This is a genomic window from Phenylobacterium sp. (assembly GCF_031425575.1).
Taxonomy (GTDB): Bacteria; Pseudomonadota; Alphaproteobacteria; order Caulobacterales; family Caulobacteraceae; genus Phenylobacterium.
The window spans coordinates 1-1,606 of sequence record NZ_JANPJP010000058.1 but is presented as its reverse complement, the minus strand read 5'-3'; the positions used below and the strand labels follow the sequence as shown (position 1 = coordinate 1,606).

Sequence of the window (1,606 nt, the reverse complement as noted above, 5' to 3'; positions counted from 1 at the left end):
GCTGTCATCGACCGGCGCTATCGGCGTCCTGCCCCCGCACGGGCCGCCGACCCTGCGGCGCAGCTCGGGCTGAGCGGAGCGCCGGCGCCGAAGAGACTCGACCACGAACCCCACGAACCCCACGAAAAAGCAGAGCGGCTTACACCGCGCTGCCCGGTCGGCGTGTTCGTGTGGTTCGTGTGGTTCGTGGTCAATAGGGACAGCGCCTGCGGCGCGCTGCCGGGGCGGGCGGATCCGCGGGCCTTCCCCCAACACCTTCGGCTGGACCCGTGCCGCGCCTGCCCCTAAACCTCCCCCGACTGGGAACCCCACGCATGTCCGAACCCGCCCCCATCGACGCCATGACCTTTGAGACCGCGCTCTCCGAACTGGAGCAGATCGTGGCCAAACTGGAATCCGGCCAGGCGCCGCTGGAGGCGTCCATCGCCATGTATGAGCGCGGCGCGGCGCTGAAATCCCATTGCGAGGCCCGGCTGGCGGCGGCGCGCCTCAGGGTCGAGAAGATCGTCATGGGCGCCGGCGGCGCGCCCGGCGTCGAGCCTGCCGAGTTCAGCTGATGGATACCGCCCGCCGGGTGGCGGAGGCCGCGGACCTGGTCACCGTCGCCCTGGACGAGCTGCTGCCCCGCGCCGACGGCCCCGAGACCCGGCTGACCGAGGCCATGCGCTATGCGGCGCTCGGCCCCGGCAAGCGGCTGCGCACCTATTTCGCGCTGGAGACCGGGCGGATGTTTGATCTGGAGGAGCGGTCTGTCCTCCGCGCCGCCTGCGCCCTGGAATGCATCCAGGCCTACAGCCTGATCCACGACGACCTGCCGTGCATGGACGATGATGACATGCGGCGAGGCCGGCCTTCCGTCCACATCGCCTATGACGAGATGACGGCGGTGCTGGCGGGCGACGCCCTGCAGGCCGCCGCTTTCGAAATCCTGGCCCACCCTGACACCCACGCCGATGGCGGCGTCCGCGCCGAACTGGTCCTGCGCCTGGCTCTGGCGTCCGGCGCGCGGGGCATGGTCGGCGGCCAGATGATCGACATGCTGGGGGTGCGCGAGGACTTGGGCGGCGTGGCGCGCATGCAGCGGCTGAAGACCGGCGCCCTGATCACCTGCGCCTTCGAACTGCCCCTGGTGCTGGCCCATGCCCAGGACGCCGAACGCCATGCCCTGATCGCCTTCGCCCACGACCTGGGTCTGGCCTATCAGATCGTTGATGACTTGCTCGACGCCGAGGGCGACGCTGAAGTGATGGGCAAGGCGGCGGGCAAGGACGCCGGGCGCGGCAAGACCACCTTTGTCACCCTGCTGGGCGCCGATGCGGCCCGCGAGCGGCTGGGCCTGCTTACAACGCAGACAAAATCTCACCTGGATCCGTTCGGTCCCCGGGCTGAATTTCTGCGGGCCAGCGTCGATTTCGTGCTAGAGCGCCGCCAGTAATTCGCCGAGGACGCCTGGGTTTCATGCCGCCAGAAACACCCCTGCTCGACACGGTTTCCACGCCCGCCGACACCCGCGACCTGACCATCCCGCAACTGCGGCAGCTGGCCGATGAGCTGCGGGCCGAGACGATCGACGCGGTGTCGCAGACCGGCGGGCACCTGGGCGCGG

The 1,606-nt window shown here is 70.0% G+C and carries 3 protein-coding genes; all 3 read left to right on the top strand.

Going from position 1 to position 1,606, the window contains the following annotated elements; all coding sequences use genetic code 11:
* The first annotated feature begins 314 nt into the window (after positions 1-314).
* Positions 315-557 (top strand): exodeoxyribonuclease VII small subunit, encoded by a 243-nt coding sequence (locus RMO97_RS03485; RefSeq protein WP_310539152.1) that lies wholly within the window; start codon positions 315-317, stop codon positions 555-557.
* The gene (locus RMO97_RS03480) at positions 557-1,435 is read left to right on the top strand and encodes a polyprenyl synthetase family protein (protein ID WP_409035281.1); all 879 of its coding nucleotides are present in this window, start codon (positions 557-559) and stop codon (positions 1,433-1,435) included. The genes RMO97_RS03485 and RMO97_RS03480 overlap by 1 nt, the downstream gene beginning before the upstream one ends.
* 23 nt (positions 1,436-1,458) lie before the next feature.
* Positions 1,459-1,606 (top strand): 1-deoxy-D-xylulose-5-phosphate synthase N-terminal domain-containing protein (locus RMO97_RS03475; RefSeq protein WP_310539153.1); only part of this gene is annotated, 148 nt, incomplete at its 3' end.